This is a genomic window from Paraburkholderia sp. FT54, assembly GCF_031585635.1.
Lineage (GTDB): Bacteria > Pseudomonadota > Gammaproteobacteria > Burkholderiales > Burkholderiaceae > Paraburkholderia.
Genome location: NZ_CP134195.1, coordinates 1,868,084 through 1,886,621, shown reverse-complemented (window position 1 = coordinate 1,886,621; position 18,538 = coordinate 1,868,084). Strand labels below are relative to the sequence as shown.

Here is an 18,538-nt window from a genome sequence, read left to right as displayed (position 1 = left end):
GATCGGCTGCCGGCGGACTCTCAAGGGCCGCCGCGCACAAAAGACGCTCAGCAAGTGGCGTGCCTTACGCGCCAGACGCGGCGACACGCAACGCGTTTCTTCGGGAATCAGGAATGCCGGAGCACGCCAGCCATCGCACGGCTCTGGTATGAGGGAAGCGCGCTTTTAATCGAGGGGCTGGCCGGGACCGCGCCCGCTGCGCCGCGCTTCGACCTCGGCCAGCAACGCATCGAACAGTTCGAGTTCCACCGGCTTGACCAGGTGCGCGTGGAAACCGGCCTCACGGGTGCGCTCGCGATCGCTCGCGTGCCCGAAGCCGGTCATCGCGGCGTACAGGGTTTTGGCGAGCTCGGGCATCTCGCGCAGCGCCGCGATGGTCGCGTAGCCGTCCATCTTCGGCATCGCGATGTCGATCACGGCGAGGTGGGGCACGAAGCGCGGCGCGACCTGAAGCGCCTGCTCGCCCTCATAGGCAATACGCACCTCGTGGCCTTTGAGTTCGAGCAGCATGGCGAGACTGTCGGCCGAATCGCAATTGTCGTCGACCAGCAGAATGCGCAGCGGCGCGACGTCGGTGTTGGCCGCGTTCGCCTCATCGCCCGTTGCATCGGATGACGCGGCGGCCAGCGGCAGACTCAGCGTGAAAGTGCTGCCGTGGCCTGGCCCTTCGCTGCTTGCGAGAATGCTGCCGCCGTGCATCTCGACGAGCGACTTGCACAGCGTGAGGCCGATGCCGAGACCACCCTCGCCGGCATTCTGCCCGTCCTTTTCCTGAGCGAACAGCTCGAAGATCTTGTCGAGCGAGCGCAGAGGAATGCCGCAACCGGTATCGCGCACTTCGAGCACGGCCATGTGGTAGTCGATACGCGCCACGATGTCGATGACACTGCCCACCGGCGAGAATTTTGCCGCGTTATGCAAGAGGTTTTGCAACACCTGTACGAGACGCGTCATGTCGCCGCGAACGATCACCGGCTCCTCGGGCATGTGCTGCACGACCCGCTGTTCGTGCGCATCCGTAAATGGCCGGGCCGCCTCGATCGCGCGCGCCATCACCTCAGCGAGATCGACACGGCCGAGGCGCAACTCGACTTTATTCGACATGATCCGGCCGACATCGAGCAGATCGTCGACCAGCCGCGTGAGGTGCGTGATCTGGCGATCGATCAGGTCGCGCGAACGCGCTAGCGTGGGACTGACGCCGGTTTCGAGTTGCATCACGCCGATCGCATTGCGTACCGGCGCAAGCGGATTGCGCAATTCATGGGCGAGGGTCGCGAGAAACTGGCGCATGCGTTCGCCCGAGCGCTCCAGTTCTTCGCGCTGACGCCGTTCGGTCAGATCGCGCGTAACCTTGGCGAAGCCGCGCAGCCGGTTCGATTCATCATGCACCGCGGTGATCACGACGTTGGCCCAGAAGGTCGTGCCGTCCTTGCGCACGCGCCAGCCTTCGTCCTCGACGTGTCCGAGCTGACGGGCAATCGCCAGTTCGCGCGCGGGCTTGCCGGCCGCCGCTTCCTCAGGTACGTAGAACGTCGAGAAATGCCGGCCGACGATTTCCTCGCGCGTATAGCCTTTGATGCGCGCCGCGCCGGTATTCCAGCTCACCACGTAGCCTTGTGGATCGAGCATGAAGATCGCGTAGTCCTTCACGCAGTCGACCAGCAAACGGAAGCGCTCCTCGCTTTGCCGCAGCGCTTCCATGTACTCGCGTTGCGCGGTCAGATCGCGCGTGATCTTGGCAAAGCCGGTGAGAATGCCCGCGTCGTTGCGGATCGACGTAATCACGACATTCGACCAGAAGGTCGTGCCGTCCTTGCGGACCCGCAAGCCTTCGTCCTCGAAGCGGCCGGTCAGCGACGCCTGTTGCAGTTCGTAGGCGGGCCAGTCGCGCGCCACGGCTTCTTCGGTATAGAAGCGTGAAAAGTGCTGGCCGACGATCTCCTTGTCGGTGTAACCCGTCAGCTTCAGTGCGCCGGCATTGCAACTGGCGATCCGCCCGGTCGGCTCGAGCAGGAAGATCGCATAGTCTTCAATCGCCTCCATCAGTGCCCAGTAATCGATGTCGACAGCCGCGCTCGTGCGGGCCGCGCCCGGAACCTTGGCAGGCTTGCCGTTTTCGCCGGCGGAATGGACATCAGGCTGTTTCATCGTGGTCAGAAATAAGGGCTACGTCCAAAAGCATACACCGCCCGTCGCCGCCTGCTTCCCTTATGGTTTCACCTAAGGTCCACGCGCGACGCCCCGCACCAGACTCCGCGTCCGGAGAAGCGCCGATTGAATCGCCGGGTCCCGCAATTGCTACGCCCTGATCACACCATCATCGGAAAACAGGAGTCGCAATTGAAACACGCATTCATCACCCTCGGTCTCGCTGCCGCGCTGGCACTCACCTGCACCGCCGCGCAAGCGGAAGGCTGTACGAAAGGCGCGGTCGTGGGCGGCGTCGCCGGCCACGTTGCGGGCGACCACGGTGTAGCGGGCGCGGCCGCCGGCTGCGCGGTCGGCCACCACGAGGCAAAGAAGAAGGACAAGGAAGCCAGCGCGGCCGCTGCTGCAAGCCAACCCGCCGGGAAATGAGCGCAATGTAGAAAGGAGCCGGTAGCGACCTGTGGATCACTACCGGCTCGATCATTCAACAGCGCGATATCTCCACCGCCCAGTCACCCGGCGGCACTAACCTTTTCCGCCAGCTTCGCGTCGTAACTGGAGTGCACGTGCACGCGTTTTTTGTCCGGATAAGCATAGGAGTACGCGCGGCGCAGCGCCAGCGACGCCTCGTGAAAGCCAGACAGAATCAGCTTCTGCTTGTTCGGATAGTTGGCGATGTCACCGACCGCGAAGATGCCGGGCCGTGAACTCTCGTAGTTCGACGTATCCACATCGACGCGGCCGCCGTGAATCGATAGCCCCCATTGCGCGATCGGTCCGAGGTCGGCGACGAGTCCATACAGCGCGACGAGATGCTCCGCCGCCAGTTGCGTTTCGCCTTCGATATGTCGCAACGTGATCGACTTCAATGCATCGCCTTCGACATTGAGCGTCGCAATCGCGCCGACGATAAAATCCATCTCGCCCGCTTCGACGGCGCGCCGCATCAATCCGACACTCGAATCGGCCGCGCTGAAACCGCTTCGCCGATGCACCAGTGTCACCCGGCGCGCGACCTTGCGCAGCGCCAGCGCCCAGTCGAGCGCGGAATCGCCGCCGCCGGCCACGACCACGGTCTTGTCGGCGAAGTCGGCCAGACGTTGCACGCTGTAGTGCACGTGGCGCGACTCCAGCGGCACGGCCTCGGCCAGCGCCAGTTTTTGCGGCACGAACGCGCCGTTGCCGGCGGCCAGCAGGATCGCCGCGACATCGAACACGAGTCCGCGGTCGGTACGTACCGTCCAGCGCCCGTCGCCGCCCTGCTCGACCGACTCGACCCGTTGTTCGAGATGAATGGGCGGGTCGAACGGCTTGCATTGCGCCAGCAGGCGCTCGACCAGCTCACGTGCCGTGCAGGACGCAATGGCGGGAATATCGTAGATCGGCTTGTCCGGATAGAGCTCGATGCATTGGCCGCCGATCTTGTCGAGCCCGTCGACGATCTGGCAGGACAGGCCGATCACGCCCGCTTCGAAAGCGGCGAAAAGCCCCACGGGGCCTGCGCCGACGATCAGGACGTCGGTGCGGATCGGCAGCGGTTGCTGGTCTGCGGCGGATGTCATGCGAATCTCTTCGATAGATAGATGACCCACCATACCGAAACGCCGGATGCCCGGCAACGATGCCATTACCACCGGTAAGGACGCTCGTCATGCCGCACACGTTCACCGCCACCGAGTCAAAGTGGTTACCTGAAAATAGCCGAAATCGGTCATTTTCCAAAGCCAGCGATGAGCCTAATCTTCACCCGTCGCATCACGGAATGCGTTCAACCCAACTCAGGAGTGAATCATGGAACAACGTCTGGACTTCTACAAAGCCAACCCCGCCGCGATCAAGGCCTTGATCGGTGTTGAAGAGCGCATCGGCAAATCGGCCCTCGAAAAATCGCTGACCGAACTGGTTCGTCTGCGCGCCTCGCAGATCAACGGCTGCGCGTACTGCGTCGATATGCATACCACCGACGCCCGCAAGGGCGGCGAAACCGAGCGGCGCCTCGCGACCGTAGTGGTCTGGCGCGAAACGCCGTTCTTCACGGACCGCGAACGCGCCGCGCTCGAATGGACCGAAGCGCTGACGCTGGTGTCGCACGACCATGTGCCTGATGCAGTGTGGGAAGCGGTGCGCCCACACTTCAGCGACGAAGAACTGGTCGATCTGACGCTGCTGCTCTCCGCGATCAACGCATGGAACCGTTTCGCGATTTCGTTTCGCAAGCTGCCTGCATGAACGCCACCGTGTGAAGGCAGTTCAATTTAGAGAACTGCCTCGCGCTGCGCCTCGTTGAGGCAACGCGCACGCGCTGTCTCGCGCTGTCTCGCCTCTCACTCCCCGATCCACGACCCACGCAGATCGCTATCGTGCAGCAATTGCAGCAGCGTTCCCGCGGGCCGGCTGAGCCGCTTCGCCGCCAGGGCGATGAATTCCACCGACGGCAGCGTCGGCAGACTTGCCATGTTCAGCGGCGGCGTAAGACCTCGCGCGGCCAGATACTGCGGACGAACCGTAATGCCGAGCCCGCCGCGCGCGGCCGCGATGCAGCCCGCGTGGCTGCTGCTCGTGCACACCAGCTGCCAGCTGAAGCCCGCCTCCGCGAGCGCGTCGAGCACGACCGCCCGCGTCACGCTCGGCTCGGCGACCAGAATCAGCGGCAACGGCTGGCTCAGATCGACCAGCGTGCCGGCGCGCGCCAGCCACTCCAGCCGCCCGGTGAAGAGCGGCACGCCGCGCCGGTCGCCGAGACGCCGCTTGCCGACCAGCAGATCGATCTGCCCCGCGTCCAGCAACTCATACAGCTTGCCGGTCATGCCGATGGTGATTTCCAGCTCGACGTCCGGATGCGCGTCGCGAAACGCGGCCAGCACCGTGGGCAACGGGCCGAGTGCGACATCGTCCGAGGAACCGAGCCGCACGCGGCCTTTCAGACGCGGCGCGCGAAACTGCGATTCGGCCCGCGCGAGCGCCTGCAGAATCACGCTGGCGTGCGCGAGCATGGCTTCGCCATCCGGCGTCATCGCAAGCGAATGGGTGTCGCGCACGAAGAGGCGCCGGCCCACGCTCGCCTCGAGCCGCCGGATGTGTTCGCTGACGCTCGATTGCGTCAGGTCGAGCCGCCGTCCCGCCTCGGTGAAGCTGTGGCAGGCGGCGACGGTCGAAAAGGTCTTGAGCCAGATGGGATTGAGCATGAGCCATTGTCGCGCTGCTTATCGCCAAAGTCGATAACAGTCAATGCCCCTAGTGGGGTTCCCGATTGACGAGGATGTCAATATGATGACGGAATTGCCCCCACTGAATGTTTAGAGCCGGGCCGGCCGCCCACCAGTGCCGCCGTCCCGCCGCCCCGTTAAAGATGACCAAGGATTCTTCCCAGACCGCTTTGCTCTGGATCGTCGCCGCCGGCTTTTTCATGCAGTCGCTGGACACGACTATCGTCAACACCGCGCTACCGTCGATTGCGAACAGCCTGCACGTCGCGCCGCTCGCCATGCAGCCGATCGTGGTCGCCTACACCCTGACCATGGCGATGCTCACGCCCGCGTCCGGCTGGCTCGCCGACCGCTTCGGCACGCGGCGCGTCTACTTCGCGGCGATCCTCGTGTTCGTGCTCGGTTCGATCTGCTGCGCGAGCGCGCATACGCTCGGCCAACTGGTGATGGCGCGCGTCCTGCAAGGTGTCGGCGGCTCGATGCTGCTGCCGATCGGACGGCTCGCCGTCTTGCGCAGCGTCACGGGCGACCAGTACGTGGCGGCGCTCGCGTTCATTTCGGTCGCCGGGCAACTGGGGCCGATTGCCGGGCCGACGCTCGGCGGCTGGTTCGTGCAGGCGATTACCTGGCACTGGATTTTCCTCATCAATGTGCCGATCGGCGCCGTCGGCCTGTACGCGGTGCAGCGTTTCCTGCCGTCGCATGGCGAAACCCAGGCGCCGCCGTTCGACTTCGTCGGTTGCGGGCTGCTCTCGCTGTGCATGATCGCGTTCTCGCTCGCCGTCGACGCGCCCGTGCCCACACACCGGGCGGCATGGTCGGCGGCGCTCTTCGCGCTCGCCGCCGTGAGCGCGCTCGCCTACATTCCGCATGCGAGACGCCGTGTCAATCCGCTCTTCAAGCTGTCGCTCTTTCGCGAGCCGAACTTCAGCGTCGGCCTGATCGGCAACCTGGTGTGCCGCATCGGTTCGAGCGCCGTGCCGTTTCTCGTGCCCTTGCTGCTGCAATTGCAACTGGGCTACTCGCCGCTGCATTCGGGTCTGATGATGCTGCCCGCGGCGTTGGCCGGCACCGTCGCCAAACGCTGGATCGCGCCGCTCGTGCGCCGCTATGGTTACGACACGTTCCTGCTCGTCAATACCATCATCGTCGGTTCGTCGATCGTGGCTTTCGCGCTGATTACGCGCGGCACGCCGCTCGCGGTCGAGATCGCGATTCTGGCGGTGTTCGGCGCGGCCAACTCCATGCAGTTCGCGGCGATGAACAGCGTCACGCTCAAAGGCCTCTCGCATGAAGATGCCGGCAGCGGCAACAGCCTCTTTTCGATGGTGCAGATGCTGGCCATCGGACTGGGCGTGTCGATCGGCGGCGGGCTGGTGAATCTCTTCTCGGCACACCTCGGCTCGGCCGCGCTCGGCTTCCGGTTGAGTTTCGCGTGCGTCGGCGTGATCACGCTGGTGTCGGCGTGGGTGTTTCGTCACCTCGACGAAGCGCCTGTCTCGCGCCCAGTGCGCGGACAGGCGACTCAGGGCGCGGGCCGCTGATCGCCGCCTCGCGTCGGGCCGTCAGTCCGGCAAACGGATGCCGGAAAACCCCGCGCACGCCTCGATCAACCGCTCCTGCACGGCAACGTCGCGCACTGCCGGATGCGTCTCGCGTTGCTTCATGTGATAGAAGTACGCGCCGCTGACGGTGGCCGCCGGTTCATTGCTGACGGCGAGCCATACCTGGGTTTTCGGGGCGGCCTGCAAATCGTCCGGTGCGCCCGGACCGCCCATTTTCGTCGCCACCCAGCCCGGCTCCAACGCGTTCGACAACACCCGCGGCCAGCGGCGCGCGATCGCGAACGCCAGCAACGCGTCGTGCAGTTTCGAGTCCGAGTACGCCGCCGTGCCCTGCCAGGGACGCCGCGCCCAGGCCAGATCGTCGAGACTCGCGTCGCCGCTGCGATGCAGGCCCGAACTCAGGTAGACGAGCCGCTCGGGCTTTTCGATCAGCGCGGTCAGCACGTAAGGCGCCAGCGTGTTGACCGCGAACACGTGCGGCAAGCCGTCGACGGTGGCGATCCGGCGCGGCTCCTGATAGCCGACCGCGGCGTTGTGGATCACCGCGTCGAAACGGCCCAGCCGGTTGACCTGCTCCGCCAGCGCGACCGTCGCCGCGATGCACGACAGGTCGCCTGCCAGTGCCGTCTGCGCTTGCGGTACGGCTTGCAACGCCTGTTCGGCGCGCGCGGCGCTGCGCGCATGCAAAACCACCTGATGGCCCGCGTCGACGAGCAGGCGTGCGGCCATCTGACCGAGACCATCGGCGGAACCGGTAATAAAAATACGCGACATGGGGCGTTCTCCGTTGTTTAGTCCACATATGCCCGATGCATACCGAGAATCACATGTCTTGGTACTTCGGGCGAACGCAGACAGATTAACGGCCGCCGCACGACTGACGCGATAGCCGGGCTGTCATTCCACTCATGACACGACGTCATTCATTCGCCTTGCCAGGCGGCACATCCACGCGGCAGCGCGTGAATTCAAACGGACTTTCGCGTTAGCATGTCACGCATTAATGAATAACAAAGGACTATCACATGCCATTTGACGAGCGCGTGCTGAACGGCATGGGCGTCTTGACGGCGATCGTCGATTGCGGCAGTTTCGCGGCGGCGGGCGAAGCGCTTGACATGTCGCAATCGGGGGTGAGCCGTTCGGTTGCGCGGCTCGAAGCGCGTCTCGGCATCCGGCTTTTCGACCGCACCACACGCTCGGTCACGCTGACCGACGAAGGCCGGCGCTTCTACGAACAGATCGTGCCGCTGCTGGGCGGACTCGAAGAAGCCGCCGCTTCCGCCGCGCAGGGCGCGACCGCCGTACGCGGACGTTTGCGCGTGAACATGGATCCGTTCTTTTCACGCCTTGTGCTGGGTCCGCGGCTGGGCGGCTTTATCGACAAGCATCCCGATCTGCAGCTCGAACTGATCACCCGGGACCAGTTGGGCGATCTGGTCGCCGACGGTTTCGATCTCGCGATCCGTTTCGGCGAGCCGCCCGTGTCCACGCTGATCGCTCGCAAGCTGCTGGACACGCGCATTCTCACTGTGGCCGCGCCTTCGTATCTGAAGAAGCATGGGCATCCGCTGAATCCGGCCGAGCTCGAAAGCGGCAAGCATGTCTGCATCAAGTTTCGCGATCCGCTCACGGGCTACCCGTTCAGTTGGGAATTTCTGCGCGGCCGCAAGAAGATCGCGATCGCGCCGCAAGGCCGTTTGACCGTGAACGACGTGGGCACCTTGCATAGTGTCTGCACAGCGGGCCAGGGCGTCGCGCAGATTCTCTCGCTTGGCGCCGAGTCGTTGATGGCGAGCGGAAAACTCGTCGAGCTATTTCCCGACTGGGGCGACGAGGTCTATCCGCTATACGCGCTCTATCCTTCGCGGCATCATCCGCCGGCGAAGGTCCGGGCGTTTTACGATTTCATCGTATCGCTCACGGGCGGCGCGCCACGCGAACCGGCGACTTGAGTCCGCGTTCGGCGATGTCCGCGCGTCAGAAGAATACGCTGCGCTGCGTCAGGAAATCGTATAGCGGTTTTGCGGGCCGCCGAGATACAGGCCGCGAGCGAGCGTGAGGATCTGCTCGCGATGCTGGTCGAACGCGGCGAGCACGGCGGGTTCGTCGGAACCCACGCTCGGGCTCAGATTCGAAATCACCGAACGGTTGACCGCGAAAGCGATTTCGCGCGCATTGTCATAGCCCCAGAAATTGACGCAATGGTGAGAGGCGTCATAACTGCGGCTTGGATTCGGGAAGTTGAGGGACATTTCGTACTCCCGCGATATAGGGTTCTCCTTCCACGTTGCGCTGAATAGAGGGCGGGGTCAAGGGGTTGTTTGTAAGTGCGCGCGCTCATGCCACTTCGTCCAGCAACTCCCGGACCGCCGCCCGTGCCTCGCAGGCCAGTGCCTTGAGATCGACACCCTCGATCCGATCATCGGACACGATGCGTTTGCCCGCCGCAAACAGCGCGGCCAGCGAGGGCCTTCCGCCCGACGCAACCGGCCCGATCGCCGGATCGTGCAGGCCGAAATATCGCGGGTCGTCGAGACGGTACACCGCGAGGTCCGCGGCGAAACCCACCGCGATCCTGCCGACCTCGTCGAGGCCCATGATCCGCGCGCCACCCGCCGTGCCCCAATGAATCACATCGGCCACGCTCGCCGCGTTCGCGCCACCTTCGAAGCTGCCGCCGCGAAACGCGGGCTGCGCCATCATGCCGCGCCGCGCGCGCTGCGCGAGCCACGTCATGTGCACTTCGGAGATCATGTCGGCGGCCTCGTTCGACGCCGCGCCGTCGACGCCAATCGATACGGGCACGCCCGCATCGGCCATCTCGCGCACCGGACAGATGCCGCTGCCCAGCCGCCCATTGCTCTGCGGACAGTGGGCGACGCCCGTGCCGGTTTGCGCGAGCAGCGCGATCTCGTCGGCATCGACCTTGACGAGATGCGCGTACCAGACGTCATTGCCGAGCCAGTCGTGGTCGCCGCAAAACGCCACCGGCGACTGCCGGTACATCGCGTGCGCACTGTCCTGATAGCCCACCGTCTCCGAGAGATGGCTATGCAAACGCAGACCGAGACGGCGCGCCACCGCCGCCGTCGCGCGTATCTCGGCGGGGGAAATCGAATACAGCACGGTGGTCGGCGCCATCACGACGCGCCGCATCGCGCGCGGCGACGCGTCCTGGTAACGGGCAGCCAGGCGTTCGATATCGGCAACGTAGGCGTCGAGCGTTTCAGGCCGCAACGCGCTCGGCAATTCGGCTTCGAGCTGGCGCGTCTGCGTGGCGCCGCCGCGCAGCAACACGAAGCGCAAGCCGAGTTTGTCCGCCTCTTCGAAGAGGATCGCCGAACTGTCGAACGGCATGTTCGGGTAGTACACGTAGTTGTGATCCGCCACGGTCGCGCAGCCTGAACGCGCCAGTTCGATCAGGCCGATGCGCGCGGCGAGCCGGAAGCGCCGTTCGTCGAACAGCGCGCGAAAGCGATACGGCGTCGCGGCGAGCCACGGCGTGAGCGTGGCATCCAGTCCGGCCGGGTCGCCTTTGAGCAGCGACTGGAACAGATGGTGGTGCGTGTTGACCCACGCCGGATAGATCACGCAATCGGTGGCGTCGACGATCGTCTCGCCCGGCCGTGGCGTGAGCGTGCCGATCGCTTCGATCGTGTCGCCGGCGATGCGGATGTCGGAACCGTTCGCGCGCGCGGGATCGTCGGCTGAACCGCGGCCGCCGGTCATGATCGCCGCCGCGTTGCGGATCAGCGTGGAAGGTGTCGTTGGCTGTGTCGTCATGGGGTCGCGCATGGTGAATTCAAAGTTGGCTGTCGTGCCAGCCGCGTAAGCCGACGCGCGACACCCACGCCGTCATGGCGAACAGCACGACGCCCGTCACGGTGATCAGCAGCAACGCCGCGAAAAGACGCGGAATGTTCAACTGAAAACCCGCCTGCAAGATCTGATACGCGAGCCCCGCGCCACTGCCGCCCGTGCCGGCGACGAACTCCGCCACCACCGCGCCGATCAGCGACAAGCCGCTCGAAATCCGCAAGCCGCCGAAGAAATACGGCAACGCGCTCGGAATCCGCAGACGCACCAACGTCTGCCAGCGGCTCGCGCGGTTGATCCTGAAGAGGTTGACCAAGCCGGGGTTCACGCTGCGCAAGCCGAGCGCCGTGTTCGAGATGATCGGGAACAAGGCGACCAGCGTCGCGCACAGGACCAGCGCGACGGTCATATCCTTGACCCAGATGATGATGAGCGGCGCGATCGCCACGACCGGCGTGACCTGCAACAGAATCGCATAAGGAAACAGGCTCGCCTCGATCAGCGGACTCTGCACGAACAGCAACGCGATCGCGACACCCAGCACCGTGGCCAGCGCGAACGCCAGCAAGGTGATCTTCAAGGTGGCGAGCAGGCTGCCGAACAGCAACGGCGCATCCTGCACCAGCTCGCTCACGATCGCCGAGGGCGACGGCACCAGATACGCGGGCACCTTCATCAGCACGCACGCGCTCTGCCACAACACCAGCACCACCACGCCGACGACCCACGGCGCCAGCGCCTTCATCATGCCGGGGCGTTGCAACCACGGCTGACGCGTGGGCATTGCAGCCGCTGTGGCAACCGCTGTCGAAGACGCAGCCCCCGCGCCTCGCCCGGCGTTGCTCGAATGACCCGCAAGCACTTCGCCTGTCATGATTGCACTCCTGTTTCTTCGTTCGCGAACGACGCGCGATGCGCATCGGTGATCAACTCCGAGAGCGTCCTGCAATGCTGCATGAACGGCTCGCTGACGCGATAGGCGTCAGCGCGTTCGAGCGGACCGCCTATCTGCAGCTCGGCGATGACGCGGCCCGGCCGCGCCTGCATCACGAACACCCGGCTCGACAGATACACCGCCTCGTAAATGCTGTGCGTGACGAACACCACCGTCATGCCGCGCCGTTGCCACAGCGCGCGTAAATCGCTATCGAGGCGGTTGCGGGTGAATTCGTCGAGCGCACCGAACGGCTCGTCGAGCAGCAGCAGATCCGGCTCGGTCACGAGCGCGCGCGCCAGCGACGCGCGCATCTGCATGCCGCCCGACAATTCGCGCGGCAGCACCTTGCCGAATCTCGCGAGTCCCACGCCGTCGAGCGCGTCGGCCACACGGGCGTCGGCTTCGCGGCGCGGCACATGCGCGAGATCGAGCGGCAGGCGTACGTTATCGGCCACCGTCGCCCATGGCATCAGCGTCGCTTCCTGAAACACCATCGACATGCGCCGCCCCGGCGAGCCGACCGTGGCGAACGGCTGGCCCCACCAGCGCATGTGGCCATGCGTCGGCGTTTCGATGCCGGCGAACATTTTCAGCAACGTGCTCTTGCCGCAACCCGACGGCCCGAGTAGCGAAACGAACTCGCCGGGTTCGATGGCAAGGCGCACGTCTTCCAGCGCGATCGTGCCGTTGGGATAGCGCTTGTCGACGCGTTGCGCCGACAGCAACGGCGCGGCGGCGTAGGACGTCAAGGCTTCAGTCGGCGCCATGATCATTGCTCCGCGTGAATGGGCAATACTTCGCGAAATACTTCGGACTCGCCGTGATCGTTCAGCAGCTTGAGCAGCATGCGTCGCATCAGCAGGCCGGGCTGATCCGATTCCATATGACATTCCTGCTGACGGCGCACGTCGATGCACGCGTCGTAGTCCGTGGCCTCGAGAATGTCGCGGTCTTCGTCGGTGATCGGGCGATCCCAGTCGATCAGCTCCTGCGTCGAGCAGGCGTCTTCGCTGTCGTTGCGATAGAGCCATTGCGACAGCATCAGCGTGCGGTCGTCGATCGGCGTCGCGCAGTTGTAGATGATGTGGTGAATACCGCTCGCCGGATACACGCAGCCGAAGCGCCGCGCGAACGGCATGAACCAGCGGTTGATCAGATGGCGCTCGGTGACTTCCGCGGTCGTGCCGGTGATGCGATAGCTCGCCGGCGGATTGCGCACGGGCACATGCGTCTCGGCTTCGAAGCCCCATTCATGCGGACGGAATTCATACTTCGACGGCTGCGGGTTGTCGAACAGGCCGAAGTTGCCTTTGTGCACGAAGCTGAAATGCGAGTTGTCGAACGAGTTCTCCATCATGCGCAGCGGACTGGTTTCCCAACGCTCGTAGAACTGCAGGATGCGGCGATAGCCGGGCGCGCCGTCTTCAGGAAACTCGGGGATAGGCTGCAACGGATCGTCGAGCGCGACCCACGCGTAGTCGTAGCGCTCTTCACAGCGATACGACGGCACCACGGCGCGCGACGGAATCGCCCCGCCGCCGTTCTGCGGAATCTTCACGCACTGACCCGAGCAGTCGTAGGTCCAGCCGTGATAGCCGCAGGCGATATTGCCGTCGCTGTCGACGAATCCCTTCGACAGTTTCGCGGTGCGGTGACAGCAGCGATCGCGCAACGCGTGCGGCTTGCCGCCCGCGCCCTTCCATAACACGATCGGTTCGCCGAGCAAGGTGAACGGCTGCGGGCCGGCATCGAGTTGCGTCATCGGCATGATGGCGTACCAGAAGCGGCGCAGGACGTTTTGACGGGTGACCAGCATGTGATGCTCCTTCTTTCAGGCGTGCAGGCGTTCAGGCGTGAATGTGATTGTGATTGTGCGATTGCGGGTCGAGAACTCGCCTCAAGGCATCACTTTCGCGTTCTGTATGAATTGCAGCGTGTAGGCCGCGTGATAGTCGGTGGCGGGCTTGAGGAGCCTCGCGTCGACCATATAGTCGAAGGTCTTCTTCCAGCGGGCGTCGGTCATCGTGCCGATGCCTTGCGTAACCGCATCGCCGCCGGTCACGAGCTTGAGCTTCTTCAGTTGCGCGACGCCGTAGGCGAGTTGCGCGTCGCCCATCTGCGGGTTGTCTTTCTTGATGAGCGCATTGCCCGGCGCGGGATCGTTCAGATAGCTCTTCCACCCTTCCATCGATGCCTTCACGAAACGCGCCACCACGTCCGGCTTGCTCTTCATCGTGTCGCGCATCGTGACGATCGTCGAGTTGTACGGCGGATAGCCGTCGTCAGCGAACAGGAAGAAGTGTGCGTTGGCATGAGCCTGCTCCGCCTGGAACGTTTCCGACGACGGATACGCCTGCATCGCCACGTTCGGATCGGCAAAGAACGGTTGCAGGTTGAAGGTGTACGGACGCGCTTGCGCTTCGGTGTAGCCGTACTTCGCCTTCAGCCACGGCCACCACGTCGTGCGGCCCGAACCGGCGACGAGGATCGTCTTGTTCTTCAAACCAGCGAGACTGGTCACGTCGGCGTGGGTCATCATGCCTTGCGGGTCGTACTGGAACGCGGCGGCCACCGTGGTGACGGGAATGCCGGCCTCCACGCTCGAAAGCACCTGGAAGTCGTAGCCGAGCAGGAAATCCGCCTGGCCGCCGGCCAGCAACTGCATGCCGTTGACTTGCGGACCGCCCATCCTGATCGTGACATCGAGCCCGTGCTTCTTGTAGATGCCAGTCGCGACGGCTTGATAAAAACCGCCGTGCTCGGCTTGCGCGTACCAGCTGGTCAGCAAGGTCACGTGGTCGTCGGCGTGCGCCAGCGGCGCGGCGAACGCGGCGCCGGTTAGTGCGGCCGCACCAGCGGTGCGCGTCGCGAATGAACGGGCGGACACTGCGAGCCGGGAGAGAAGATGCAAAACGCGCATGACTGAACTCCGTGTGAACGTGAGAAGGGTTGGGATTGTGGCAAGGCAAGGCTGAACGTCGTTCAAGGAATGGACGACAAGATTGCGGCGATGGGCGCGAGCGGAATCGATACGACGTGCAGGCATGCACGAGCGCACGAGAACATGCAAACGCATGCGCAGATCGGCGCGTGTGATCGCGGTGACGTACAACAGTTGGGTGAACATTTGGGGCAACTGCATTGCACGCTCCTTGTTGGCGGAACCGGACGGTTCCGTTCAAACGCCGAACTGCTTCGACGTGGGCGCACGATGCGCCCCAAGAGCAATGCCCCACGATGACCGGCATGACATGCCGGCTCGCTAGCCGCTTCTACTCTGATTGTCCTTTAAGCGAATGTTGTGCCAGTTACTGCGAAAGCAGCATGCCACGCGCCCTGTCGGGCGTTTCAACGCATCGGAGCGACGGCGTTGGGATGTGCGGTTGCACTCAGGCAATGCGTGCCGGCACTGCTCAGGTGCAGATGCGATACCTGCTGGCGCGACATGCTCCCTCGCCAGCCGCCAAATCGCGAGGCCGGGCCTGCGGCTTGCTGCAGCAGAGATGTCATCCAACCAGGGAGAGGGACATGAGCGAAACCAAAGAGAACGCCAAGGACAAGCACAAGCCGGCCGATATCGAACATCCGCAACCTGCCGTTCATAGCGACAACGAGAAGAGCAAGCTGCCCGAACGCGACGACGAAGGACGCGATCAGTCACCTTCGGACCGTCCCGGTAAAAAACCCGGCGAGGGCGAGCCGCCGGTCGGTTGAAATATTAAACGCCAGACCAGGAGCGGCTTTGCTGCATTTCCGCGGTGAAGCCGCATAAATTTTTCCCTTCTACTGCCTTTCATAAGCCAAACATTTCTTCCTAATTTTTACCGATTATTTTTCCGACGTGATGGACTACTTTTCTGCTTGCAGCGACGTGTGCGCCAAGCGGACCGGCTGCCGCCCCTCAACAGATAACAAAGGCGACGCTCATGTCCATCTCCTCGGCTCTCTCTTTACGCCCGAAAGTCTCCATCTGTGTGCCGACTTGCGATCGTCCTGAACTGATCGCAACGTGCATCGACTCGTGCCTGGCACAAAGCTACGGCGATCTGGAGATCGTGATCGGCGACGATTCGAAGGACGCGCGCACCGCGAAGTTGATCGCAGCACGTTACGCGCAGGAGCCGCGCGTGCGCTATACGAGGAATCAGCCGTCCCTCGGCCAGGCGCGCAATGTCGCGAGCCTGTTCCGGCGCGCGAGCGGCGACAAGATTCTGCTGATCCACGACGACGATCTGCTCACCACGGACGGCGTCGAAAAGCTCGTGTCGCTATGGACGCTTCATCCACGACTCGACGCGGCATTCGGCGACCAGTACGAAGCCGGTCATGGCGGCGCCATCGACTTCGCGGCAAGTGCGAAACTGAATATCGCATTTCAGCGCACGAAAGATGCCGAAGGCCTGCAGTCCCTGCCGGGCAGAACCGGTCTGATCCAGATGTTCCCGAACAACGGCTGGATGGCCAACGCCGAACTCGTGAAACGGATCGGCTACAAGGAAGAATACGGCGTGTGCTGCGACTTCGTGTTCGGCACCGAACTCTGTCTCGCGGCGCGCGAGGTGTTCTATCTGCACGACTATGTCTCGGTGTATCGAAAGACGGCAAGCTCGATCTCGCACAGCACGCGCGGTACGGCGGTCGCCGCGACGGTGAGCGCGTATGCGTTCGTCAAGGCATTGAAGCTGCCCGCGCAACTGGAACCGTCGCGCAGGCTGGCATTGCGCCGTCTCGCGCCGATCGTAGTGTCGGTTCACGCGAAGAATCGTCAGTCGCGCGCCGGCTTCAAGGTCGCCTTCGCCCATCTGTTCGCCTACCACTACGGTTTGAGCGCGCGGCTTTACTATCATCTCCTGATGCTTGCGCGCGGGGCGCTGAGCGCGCGTCAGCAGGCGGCCGCGGTTGCCGCGGTGGCGGCCGCGCCCGTTGTTGCCGCGGATCCGGCCGCCGTGGTGAAGGATCTCGTCTCCGAACTGGTGAGCGATCGTTCGGAGCCAGTCTGACGCGACGGCACCGACAAGTTCCCGAGCGATAAGCGTGTTTTCTGCTAAGCATGCGCTGCTAAGCAGACGCGTATTTGTTGCTTGGTGCGGCCGGGCGGGCTGATTACGATAAAGGCGAACCTTCACCAGCCCTGAGGTGACTCGCCATGTCGGACAGTGCCTGTTTCAAGCCGCGCGTGATCGAACCGGTCGTCGTCAACCAGCCTGAAGGACTCGGCCTCGCGGTGGAGTTATGGCTCGCGCAACCCGTCGACGGAATCGCCGGGCGAGCGCTACAGATTCATTTACGCAGTGACGCGAAAATGGTGCAGGCCGAGACGCTGCGCGATCTGCTACATGCGTTGGGAACCGAGATCGTCGTGGCGTGAGCATGCGCCCTGCTCTCGATGCGCGATAGCTTGCGTCGCCGGGGCCCATAAAAAACGGCGGCCGTGAACTGACCCCGCAAAGTTGGACAGTTTGAGTTCAGGTTTGAGCGGGCTGGGTTCTGTACATCACAGGACTCAGCCCGTTCAGTTTGAGCTTGATGCGTTTGTGGTTGTAGTAGTGAATGTATTGTCTGATGCCAGCCTTCAACTCGTCGATACTTTCAAACCTGCTCAGCCGGAAGAACTCCGCCTTGAGCGTGCCAAAGAAGCTTTCCATTGCCGCATTGTCGTAGCAGTTTGCCTTGCGCGACATGCTCTGCGTCAGGCCGTGTTGATCCAGCAGCCTCCGGTAAGCAGGCATCTGGTACTGCCAGCCCTGGTCTGAATGCAGCAGCGGGGTCTCCTGGGGACCAAGCTTTGCCAGCGCTTTTTTTAGCATGCTGCTGACCAGATCGAAGACCGGTCGGGTGTTCATCTGATAAGCCACGATCTCGCCGTTATACAGATCCATGATCGGCGAGAGATACAGCTTCTGACCCAGCACGTTGAACTCCGTCACGTCCGTCACCCACTTCTGATTGGGCTGCTGTGCGCTGAACTCGCGGTTTAACAGGTTCGGCGCAATACGGCCGACTTCGCCGCGCCATGAGCGGTATTTCTTCGCGCGCACCAGCGATTTCAGTTTCAGTTCTCCCATCAGACGTTGCACCGTCTTGTGGTTCACGCTCGGGCCTGCCTGCCGGATCGCCGCCGTGATGCGCCGGTAGCCATAACGGCCCTTGTGGCGTTCATACACAGTCTTGATGCGGGTTTTGAGGTCCTTGTGCCGCTCACCGGCATCCGGCACGCTCAACTGGTAATAGAACGTGCTGCGCGCCAGACCCGCTGCCTTCAGCAAAGCGGGCATCGGGTGGTGCTGCCGGAGCTCCTGCACTATTTGCGCTTTTTCTTCTGCACGCCCTGCTTCTTTGCCTGAAGCAGGGCATCGAGCTTTTTTAGATAGGCCACCTCCGCGCGCAGGTACTCGTTTTCCTTGAGCAACTGCTCACGCGTGCGCTTATCTGGCGCACTGTCTTCGGTCGGCTTTTCAGGAACTGGCTGGGTCATGGTTTTGCGGCGCCATCGTGGACGAGGCGCCAGTGCGTCGATACCGCCTTCATGATACCGGCGTTCCCATTGCGCTATGCAGCCCGGACTGCGGATGTCGAACACCGCAGCCACCTGCCGGTATGGCAAATCCTTCTGCCACATGTGCATGAGTACCGACATCCTGAACTGCGCGTCATAGTGACTGAATTTCTTGCGCAGTCCGTCCTGTCCATGTTGCTCGTAGGCCGAAATCCACAGCTGTAAAACCGAGCGACTCACTCCATACCGCTTTGCAAGTACCTCGACACCAGCCGAACCGGCCACGTACTGCTTCACCAGCTTCAGCTTTAACTGCTCACTGTACTTCGTCATGAAAAACACCCCAAAAGGTTGGATCGGTGTC

18 protein-coding genes are annotated in these 18,538 nt (G+C 63.4%); 7 read left to right on the top strand and 11 right to left on the bottom strand.

From position 1 onward, the window contains the following. Nucleotides 1-165: 165 nt before the first annotated feature. Nucleotides 166-2,151, bottom strand: coding sequence for a PAS domain S-box protein (locus RI103_RS08860; RefSeq protein ID WP_310814960.1), 1,986 nt, complete (start codon nt 2,149-2,151; stop codon nt 166-168). A gap of 192 nt (nt 2,152-2,343) precedes the next feature. Here RI103_RS08860 and RI103_RS08855 point away from each other — a divergent pair, with 192 nt between their 5' ends. After that, nucleotides 2,344-2,580 carry a hypothetical protein gene (locus tag RI103_RS08855; RefSeq protein WP_310814959.1) on the top strand — a complete coding sequence of 79 codons (237 nt, stop codon included), beginning with the start codon at nt 2,344-2,346 and terminating at the stop codon, nt 2,578-2,580. Between the two features lie 83 nt (nt 2,581-2,663). Here RI103_RS08855 and RI103_RS08850 read toward each other — a convergent pair whose 3' ends face one another. Then, the gene (locus RI103_RS08850; RefSeq protein ID WP_310814958.1) at nt 2,664-3,713 is read right to left on the bottom strand and encodes an NAD(P)/FAD-dependent oxidoreductase; all 1,050 of its coding nucleotides are present in this window, start codon (nt 3,711-3,713) and stop codon (nt 2,664-2,666) included. Between the two features lie 229 nt (nt 3,714-3,942). On the opposite strand from RI103_RS08850, the gene RI103_RS08845 reads away from it, so the two are divergent. Beyond that, complete coding sequence (locus RI103_RS08845) at nt 3,943-4,380, top strand: carboxymuconolactone decarboxylase family protein (RefSeq protein WP_310814957.1); 438 nt, start codon at nt 3,943-3,945, stop codon at nt 4,378-4,380. 95 nt (nt 4,381-4,475) lie between these two features. On the opposite strand, the gene RI103_RS08840 is transcribed toward RI103_RS08845, so the two are convergent. Further along, nucleotides 4,476-5,336, bottom strand: coding sequence for a LysR family transcriptional regulator (locus tag RI103_RS08840; protein WP_310814956.1), 861 nt, complete (start codon nt 5,334-5,336; stop codon nt 4,476-4,478). Nucleotides 5,337-5,500: 164 nt separating this feature from the next. Between RI103_RS08840 and RI103_RS08835 the strand changes: the two genes are divergently transcribed. Beyond that, nucleotides 5,501-6,901 (top strand): DHA2 family efflux MFS transporter permease subunit, encoded by a 1,401-nt coding sequence (locus tag RI103_RS08835; RefSeq protein ID WP_310814955.1) that lies wholly within the window; start codon nt 5,501-5,503, stop codon nt 6,899-6,901. 21 nt (nt 6,902-6,922) lie between these two features. Here RI103_RS08835 and RI103_RS08830 read toward each other — a convergent pair whose 3' ends face one another. After that, nucleotides 6,923-7,696, bottom strand: coding sequence for an SDR family NAD(P)-dependent oxidoreductase (locus RI103_RS08830; RefSeq protein WP_310814954.1), 774 nt, complete (start codon nt 7,694-7,696; stop codon nt 6,923-6,925). Nucleotides 7,697-7,947: 251 nt separating this feature from the next. Here RI103_RS08830 and RI103_RS08825 point away from each other — a divergent pair, with 251 nt between their 5' ends. After that, the gene (locus tag RI103_RS08825; RefSeq protein WP_310814953.1) at nt 7,948-8,877 is read left to right on the top strand and encodes a LysR family transcriptional regulator; all 930 of its coding nucleotides are present in this window, start codon (nt 7,948-7,950) and stop codon (nt 8,875-8,877) included. Nucleotides 8,878-8,925: 48 nt separating this feature from the next. On the opposite strand, the gene RI103_RS08820 is transcribed toward RI103_RS08825, so the two are convergent. From RI103_RS08820 to RI103_RS08795, 6 genes are all read right to left on the bottom strand, one after another. Continuing rightward, nucleotides 8,926-9,177: a DUF1488 domain-containing protein gene (locus tag RI103_RS08820; protein WP_106284301.1), complete on the bottom strand. Its 252-nt coding sequence runs from the start codon at nt 9,175-9,177 to the stop codon at nt 8,926-8,928. 85 nt (nt 9,178-9,262) lie between these two features. Then, nucleotides 9,263-10,708 (bottom strand): amidohydrolase family protein, encoded by a 1,446-nt coding sequence (locus RI103_RS08815; RefSeq protein WP_310814952.1) that lies wholly within the window; start codon nt 10,706-10,708, stop codon nt 9,263-9,265. A gap of 19 nt (nt 10,709-10,727) precedes the next feature. Beyond that, a complete protein-coding gene (locus RI103_RS08810; RefSeq protein WP_310815198.1) occupies nt 10,728-11,525 on the bottom strand; it encodes an ABC transporter permease in 798 nt (265 codons plus the stop codon). Between the two features lie 86 nt (nt 11,526-11,611). Beyond that, entirely contained in the window at nt 11,612-12,445 is an 834-nt protein-coding gene (locus RI103_RS08805; protein ID WP_310814951.1) for an ABC transporter ATP-binding protein, read from the bottom strand. Nucleotides 12,446-12,447: 2 nt separating this feature from the next. Next, a complete protein-coding gene (locus tag RI103_RS08800; RefSeq protein ID WP_310814950.1) occupies nt 12,448-13,494 on the bottom strand; it encodes an aromatic ring-hydroxylating dioxygenase subunit alpha in 1,047 nt (348 codons plus the stop codon). A gap of 81 nt (nt 13,495-13,575) precedes the next feature. Next, nucleotides 13,576-14,598: an ABC transporter substrate-binding protein gene (locus RI103_RS08795; protein WP_310814949.1), complete on the bottom strand. Its 1,023-nt coding sequence runs from the start codon at nt 14,596-14,598 to the stop codon at nt 13,576-13,578. A 608-nt stretch (nt 14,599-15,206) separates the two neighbouring features. Here RI103_RS08795 and RI103_RS08790 point away from each other — a divergent pair. From RI103_RS08790 to RI103_RS08780, 3 genes are all read left to right on the top strand, one after another. After that, a complete protein-coding gene (locus RI103_RS08790; RefSeq protein ID WP_310814948.1) occupies nt 15,207-15,392 on the top strand; it encodes a hypothetical protein in 186 nt (61 codons plus the stop codon). Nucleotides 15,393-15,604: 212 nt separating this feature from the next. Continuing rightward, on the top strand, nt 15,605-16,678 hold the full coding sequence (locus RI103_RS08785) for a glycosyltransferase (RefSeq protein WP_310814947.1): 1,074 nt from the start codon (nt 15,605-15,607) through the stop codon (nt 16,676-16,678). A 146-nt stretch (nt 16,679-16,824) separates the two neighbouring features. Further along, nucleotides 16,825-17,046: a hypothetical protein gene (locus RI103_RS08780; RefSeq protein ID WP_310814946.1), complete on the top strand. Its 222-nt coding sequence runs from the start codon at nt 16,825-16,827 to the stop codon at nt 17,044-17,046. Nucleotides 17,047-17,143: 97 nt separating this feature from the next. Here the strand turns inward: RI103_RS08780 and RI103_RS08775 are convergent. Continuing rightward, nucleotides 17,144-18,507 (bottom strand): IS3 family transposase gene (locus tag RI103_RS08775; protein WP_310812657.1). Its coding sequence is split into 2 segments (ribosomal slippage): nt 17,144-18,045 and nt 18,045-18,507, totalling 1,365 coding nucleotides; the frame shifts between segments, so codons are not numbered across the junction. Nucleotides 18,508-18,538: the final 31 nt, after the last annotated feature.